At 42.3% G+C, this 7161-nt stretch carries 8 protein-coding genes; 4 read left to right on the plus strand and 4 right to left on the minus strand.

All coding sequences use genetic code 11. The features are described 5' to 3' along the window. From DW917_RS17370 to DW917_RS15810, 4 genes are all read left to right on the plus strand, one after another. The coding region (locus tag DW917_RS17370; protein ID WP_199545583.1) for a hypothetical protein at positions 1-306 on the plus strand (306 nt) is incomplete at its 5' end. A gap of 53 nt (positions 307-359) precedes the next feature. After that, entirely contained in the window at positions 360-890 is a 531-nt protein-coding gene (locus DW917_RS15800; protein ID WP_118120259.1) for a hypothetical protein, read from the plus strand. A 5-nt stretch (positions 891-895) separates the two neighbouring features. Beyond that, complete coding sequence (locus tag DW917_RS15805; protein ID WP_147344233.1) at positions 896-1591, plus strand: hypothetical protein; 696 nt, start codon at positions 896-898, stop codon at positions 1589-1591. A 67-nt stretch (positions 1592-1658) separates the two neighbouring features. Beyond that, a complete protein-coding gene (locus tag DW917_RS15810; protein WP_118120263.1) occupies positions 1659-2108 on the plus strand; it encodes a hypothetical protein in 450 nt (149 codons plus the stop codon). 245 nt (positions 2109-2353) lie between these two features. Here DW917_RS15810 and rhaM read toward each other — a convergent pair whose 3' ends face one another. The 4 genes from rhaM to rhaB form a co-directional block, all read right to left on the minus strand. Next, on the minus strand, positions 2354-2671 hold the full coding sequence (rhaM, locus tag DW917_RS15815; protein WP_022110650.1) for an L-rhamnose mutarotase: 318 nt from the start codon (positions 2669-2671) through the stop codon (positions 2354-2356). An 80-nt stretch (positions 2672-2751) separates the two neighbouring features. Further along, entirely contained in the window at positions 2752-3783 is a 1032-nt protein-coding gene (locus DW917_RS15820) for an L-rhamnose/proton symporter RhaT (protein WP_118120265.1), read from the minus strand. A 106-nt stretch (positions 3784-3889) separates the two neighbouring features. Further along, positions 3890-5143 (minus strand): L-rhamnose isomerase, encoded by a 1254-nt coding sequence (locus DW917_RS15825; protein ID WP_118120267.1) that lies wholly within the window; start codon positions 5141-5143, stop codon positions 3890-3892. Positions 5144-5225: 82 nt separating this feature from the next. After that, positions 5226-6725, minus strand: a complete 1500-nt coding sequence (rhaB, locus tag DW917_RS15830; protein WP_118120270.1) for a rhamnulokinase — start codon at positions 6723-6725, stop codon at positions 5226-5228. Positions 6726-7161 lie beyond the last annotated feature (436 nt).

Consider the following 7161-nt stretch of genomic DNA (forward strand, 5'->3'; position numbering starts at 1 on the left):
AATTATCGCAGTGTCTTGCAGAAAGCTACGGGCAAGATAGGTAAGGGTTATGAGGCTCACCATACGTTACCTCAAAAATATAGACAACAATTTGAAAAGTTGGGCATAAATATTGATGAACCAGGTAATGTCGTGTGGCGTGAGGCAAATGGACATAGAAAGAAAAGTAACGCTTTGACCAGAAACTGGGATAATTTTATGATAAATCATAAAGGTAAGCCAACCAAAACTCAAGTGACAAATTTTCGAGATCAATTAGAAAAAAAATATTTTGGTAATAAAATTGGTGATACACCAACAAATTAAAATAAAAAAATATGCTTTCGTATTATAGCTTACATCATCGTTTTAAAAGAAGTATGTTAGAAATCACTTCTAAAACTTCTTATGAAATTTTATGGAAATATTTGGATCCGCTTCAAAAGGAAAAACTCCCTGAAAATATTGTTTTTACAATCGCTTCAGGCAAAAAAGCTTATGACATTATCCGCCTGTATGAAAGTGGAGAATATTTCTTTTCGCAAAGGGTTATTTACGTATTATCTAAGTTTATAGATATGACCGATAAATGCTATCCAATAACTATAGAGGGGGTAGAAACACTATACTATGTAATTTATAATTTAGATGCATATACTTTCATCAATAAAGACGATTTACTTTTTAGGTATGACCCTCATTTTTATTATGTCCAAGATAACTCGCTACAAATATTTGGCATCAAAGGAACTTCTTGTATTATTGTTTCAAATGAGATTAAAAACGCATTATTGAAAAATAAAATTACAAATATTGAGTTAATTGAATGTTTTGGCTGTTCATTGGAAGAATATAAAGAAATAAAAAAATCTAAGTTCAAGTCTGAAGTTCATGCTTACAGAGACAGATAACAAATATGACAAATAGGATTCTTTCCACATTGATATTATTTTGCACCTTGGCATCCATAGATGTCAAGGCGCAATCTGATGATAATAATTATGTCATCAAATTCCCTATGCTGGATGACCAAGGACAAAACGTTGTAACCACGATCGAATACTACGATGGACTGGGACGCATAAGCTCCCAGACAATCTATCAGGGAAATGCCATCTATGGAATCGAGCAAAGGAACTATTACGACGGAGACTATAGACTTATTAACGGCAATGACGGTACACTGAGAGCTGAAGCAAGGAACATACTTGCTTACTCTGGGGACATGGGCATCACAAGTGCCCAAAGAAACGAGTTGAGCAATACATTCACCTGTGTGCAAACGCAGCTTGCCAGTGATGGAACGGAAATCGTAACAGCAATGTATTACGACCAGAAGGGGCGTGTCGTGGAGAAGAACTCGAAACTGCTGGGCAACCATCTTCGTCGGGAGCAATTCACGTCTACATTTACTGGCAAAATCCTCACACATACCATCATTGACTATAAGGGGACAAAAGAAATCTTTCGCAGTACAACCACCAATAACTACGATGCCACAACTGGCATTCTTGCATCTACCGACGTGACGACCTCCATCAACGAGGGCAACGAAGTGAAGAAAAGAACCGCCGTTGAATGTACATTCAAACGGCATAACAGAAGCCGCTAATTTAACAAGATCCATAAATTCTTGTATTCAAACTTTGTTTAATTCGATTTTCGGAGGTTTTTAAAATATGAAATACTTATATATATTATTAATTGGAAGTATACTTCTGTTTGAGGCATGTGGATCAAAGACACATACGTATTATAATGACAAAAATGGATTTACTTTCTCTGTTGTAGAACAAGAAAATAACGATGTACTTATCCTAGGTAAAACTGATTCTATTTTTCTACCATGGTCATTACACGGTCAATATCTACCTATAACTTTTTATATGCACGACAATTCTAATATCATTTACTTGCGACAAGATTTCGAGATGCTTCGTTGTACATTGAACAAATATAAAATTAGATATTTAAAAAAAGAAATAAGAACACAATTTTATCCTATGTATCCAGAACTAGGGAATAATTATTGGGTATATGATGGTGGGTGTGATCAAAGTAGGTATTGTTTTAATGTATTTCGAGATACTATATTTGTAAAAGGCTTAGAACCATTAGAATGGGAATAATATGGATAGAATTCTTTCCACATTGATATTATTTTGCACCTTGGCATCCATAGATGTCAAGGCGCAATCTGATGATGTAGTCAACTAAATATAGGAAACTACAGTTGTCTGCCATGACCTTCAAGCGGTCCCTCGGGGACCACGTGATGGGGAACCGATGAACATGAGACGAGCAACTGTTGCTCACGAGACGGGCAACGAGTGCCCAAATAGGTGAGCCAAATCTGGGCAATATAGATATGACTTTAATCCATGTGGAAGAGTTCTTCTAGTGGGATGCTGACAGGAGAGTTGTCTGGATTCACTTCCATGATGTCAGCCATCATATCCCACCATTTTTGTGTGATTGGATCCACGTTGGTGGTGTCCTGACTGTTGGTGTCGCTATCGCACTTCTGGACGGCAAAGAGCAGGTTGGTGTCCTTGTCCCAGAAGATGCTGTAGTCGCTTACACCCTGGTCCTTGATCATCTGTTTTAACTCCGGCCAAATTGCAGCGTGGCGCTTGGCATATTCTTTCTCGCATCCCTTCTTGAGATACATCTTGAATGCAAAACGTTTCATGTTATTTTATGTTTTTTACTTGTTATACAAATGCAAATTGCTATACGATTGATTTCTGATGGCATAGGTATTTATCTGCATCAGATAAGCTGAGGCAAGAAGCAAGAGACGATGAGTACTAATATACCTACCAGCAGCACGCCAATGGTCTTGCCCGAACAGCCTTTCCATTCTTTCAGGATGATGCCCCATACATTGGAGAATACCACATTGAGAGCCATCAGGATGCAGAAGGAAAGGGTAGTGAGAACGGGTGATTCTGTGAGGAATCCCTTGCCCAATGACAAACCGAAGAACTGACTGTACCACAAGGCACCGGCAAGGGCACAAAACAGAAGGTTGTTGCCCCATACCTCCTGTTTCTGATAATCGCCCCAAGTATGGTTCTTTGTATTCTGATAGAAACAGTAGATGGCATTGGTTACAAAACCGCCCAGTGTCACGAAGAAAGTGGCAGGGAGTGTCTTGTACATGTCGGGAGTGAAACTACCGAAATGAATGTCGCTGCCGAAGGCAAGACCTACGTTGAAGCAACCGCTCATGAAACCTGCTAAGAGGGCTATGGCGAGACCCTTAGGAAAGTTGAAGTCCTTGACTGCTGCCTTCTTTTCTTCCTCTGACAGTGATGCTGCTTTCATGCTGCCTGCTACACCGATGATGGCGATACCCACGAGGGTAACCACTACGCCGAGTATCACGCTGAACGTGAGTGAAGACAAGGCATTCATCTCTGGGAAGAAGATGTTGAGCAAAACGGGTCCCATGATGGTACCCAGACCTGCACAGGTTCCAAGGGCGATACTCTGGCCGAGAGCCACACCGAGATAGCGCATGGAGAGACCGAAAGTCAAACCACCCACGCCCCAAAGTACACCGAAGAGCATGGTCATCGCTACATTGAATCCGTTACCATCGAGCAATTCAAAGAAAGAATGTCCGTCTGGTACAGCCAATAAGGCTCCCAAGAAAGGCAGTATCAACCAGGCGAATACTCCCTGTACCAACCAGTAGGATTCCCAACTCCAATCTTTGATCTTGTTGATTGGCACATAGCAACTGGATTGGCAGAAGGCACCCACGGCTATGATTAAAAGTCCTATTAATATTTCCATAATTGTATAATTAAAGTGAAGAGTGAAGAACGAAGAGTGAAGAATTCAAATGCTTTTTTAGCCATAAGACTATTGAATTCTTCGTTCTTCACTCTTCGTTCTTCACTTACTTGCGGTTAGCGAGAACTTCTGCCTCGTACTTCTCAATGTCAGCGATGTATTCCTCACCAACAGGAATGTTGTTCTTCAGGTTGAAGTAATCATATACAGCGCCGAATGGCAATGTCTTCTCTTCTTCCAAGAGAGCAAGACGCTGGAAGAGCTTGCCTTCATCCTCGTACTTGCGGAGGGTGTCGAGAGGCTCAAGGAATGCCTGCAATAATGATTTCTGGGCAGCACGTACACCGATGATGTAAGCACCGATACGGTTGATAGAACCATCGAAGTAGTCGAGACCGATATGAGCACGGTCGAGGGCATTGGCACGAACCAACTCTGAGAAGAGGTTGCGGGTATTGTCGTCGAAGAGTGTTACGTGGTCTGAATCCCAGTGCATTGGGCGAGATACATGGAGCATCAACTCTGGTACGAAGAAAAGGAGTGCTGAAACTGCATCTGATACGTTCTCTGTTGGCTCATAGTGACCTGTATCGAGGGTGTACATCACATTGTTCTTAGCGCAGTAGCCAGCGTAGAAGTCGTGAGAACCTACGGTATAAGCCTCCAAGCCAATACCGAAGAGTTTAGCTTCGAGACAAGACTTCATGTTAGGCAACTCCTCTGCCAAGATCTCATCAAGAGAGTTCTTCAAAATCTCACGATAGCGTCCCTTCTCTACAGTGATATCCTTAGAACCATCGTGTATCCAGATGTTCATGATACATGGATCGTTCTGGAACTTACCCATTGCATCAGCGATACGGCGGCAACGCTTGGTGTGCTCAATCCAGAACTCACGGATAGCAGGGTCTGGGTTTGATAAAGTGAGGTTGCCACTCAATGGGTGAGAGAAAGAAGTAGAGTTGAAATCGAGCTTCATGTTCTGCTCCTTTGCCCACTGCATCCAACCTGTGAACTGATCTACGGTTACCTCGTTACGGTCGATTTGCTTGCCACCGAACTCACCATATATCTCGTGGAGATTGAGACGGAAGGTACCAGCGAGGAGAGAGTTTACCTTTTCAATATCCTGTCGGAGTTCATCGATATTGCGAGCCTTGCCAGGATAGTTACCTGTACTCTGGATACCGCCAGAAGCAGCCTCGCCACGCTCGAAACCAACTACATCGTCAGCCTGCCAGCAATGCAGAGAGATAGGAGTTTTCTCCAATGTCTCGATAGCCTTGTCGGTATCTACACCCAGAGCAGCATAGCGCTCTTTTGCAATCTCGTAATTCTTCAAAATCAAATCTGTTTTCATAATTGTCTTTAAGTTTTATATTGTTAATCTTTTATTGTTTATTTCTTTCTTTACCTTTTTACTTTTTTACCTTTTTACCTTTTCACCCTTTTACCTTTAAAAACTTCTCGTAAGCTGCATCCCAAGCATCCTTGTCCTGTGGCTCGAATTTCTTCAACTCCAGAGAGTTGGCGATGATTTGTCGCATTTCCCAGATATCCTTTACCAAGCCGGAAGCCTTAGCCTGCAGCATGATATTTCCGATAGCTGTACCTTCTTGTGGACCAGCAAGTACTGTTACGCCACAACTGTTGGCTGTAAACTGGTTGAGGTATTGGTTGAGTGAACCGCCACCGATGATGTGGAGCACGTTGATATCGAAATCTGCAAATTCTTTGAGCCATGTGAATACCTGACGGTAGCGAAGGGCAAGACTTTCGAAGATGCAGCGGCAGAATTCGCCGTAGCTCTCAGGTACATGCTGACCGGTCTTTTCACAATATTGCTTGATAGCTTCTACCATGCTGGATGGGTTGGCAAAGACAGCATCGTCTGGATTGATGATACTTTGGAAGGCTGGCTGCTTCATTGCTTCAGCAATCAGTTCGCCATGTCCCAGACAAGTCTGGTCACTGTTATTAGCAGCTGCCGCATCTTTCCATTCCTTGCGGCAACGCTCGTAGATCCACATACCACAGATATTCTTGAGGAATCGGGTAGTGCCCTCGATACCGCCTTCGTTTGTGAAGTTGAGTTCATAGCTATGTTCATTGATGATAGCCTTCTGAGTCTCTATACCCATGAGGCTCCAAGTGCCAGAACTGAGGTAAGCGAACTTTTCATTCTTGGCAGGAACGGCAGCTACTGCGCTGGCAGTATCATGCCCTGCTACAGCGATGACAGGTACTGCATTCAAGCCAGTTATCTTCTGTACTTCCTCGGTGAGTGTGCCGATGATGGTAGCTGGTGCTGTCATTTCTCCAAACTGTTCGCGCTTCAATCCGAGACTCTCAACAAGATCCTGGTCGAGGTCGCCTGTCATCGGATTGAGAATCTGCGAGGTGGAGGCTACAGTATATTCGCAGATAGCGTTACCGGTAAGCATATAGCTCAGCGCATCCGGAATAAAGAGTATTTTGTTTGCATTCTCCAAAGCCACATTGCCAGCCTTGCGCATAGCGTATATCTGGAAGAGGGAGTTGAAGTTCATGAACTGGATGCCCGTCTTTTCATATACCTTTTCCTTGCTGATTTGCTCGTCGAAGTATTTCTCCATCATGCCCACTGTATGTGGGTCTCGATAGGCGAGAGGGTTGCGGAGGATGGCACCGTCCTTGCCCACATATACAAAGTCGCATCCCCAGGTGTCGATTCCGATGCTCTGGATGTTGATGCCTTTTTGAGCCACGAGTTTCAAGCCCTTGATGATTTCCAGATAGAGCACATAGATGTCCCAATAGAAGTGATTGCCCGTCTCGATGAGATTATTGTCGAAACGTGTCAGTTCTTCCAGATTGAACTTTCCATCTGATAAACTACCGATAATGGTTCTTCCGCTGGTGGCACCTAAATCCACTGCAAAGAAGTATTTCTTTTGTTCCATTTTGTTAGGTTTTTAAGTCTAATTTAATGTTATTGATTTCTAAGTTTAATTTCTGTTGATTCCGAAGTTCCTTATGTGTTACTTCAAAGTCTTTTTTGAAATTTTCGGTGCAAAGATAGACCTAAATCGTGAAATGCAACAAGGGATTTTGATTTTCAGCCCTTGATATTTGGCGGCAGTATAAAATTGGGGAAGTGATGGATGTTTTTGGGGGAAGTGATGAAAGAAGGATCATAGAATGGGAGGCTTAAAGGGGTGTATGGATAAAAAGGGAATAATCCAATGGGCTGGAATAAGACAAGGCTGCTTGTGAACCTTTAGTTCTGCAAGCAGCCTATAAGCATTTGATAATTATGAGTTGATAAATGTTAGTTACGTATTTTATTATGATTCTGATATCAATACTCTGTTAATTCTTATGTAATCGATTGAAAAT

Origin of the sequence: Prevotella sp. AM42-24, assembly GCF_003461825.1 — a bacterium.
GTDB lineage: Bacteria > Bacteroidota > Bacteroidia > Bacteroidales > Bacteroidaceae > Prevotella > Prevotella hominis.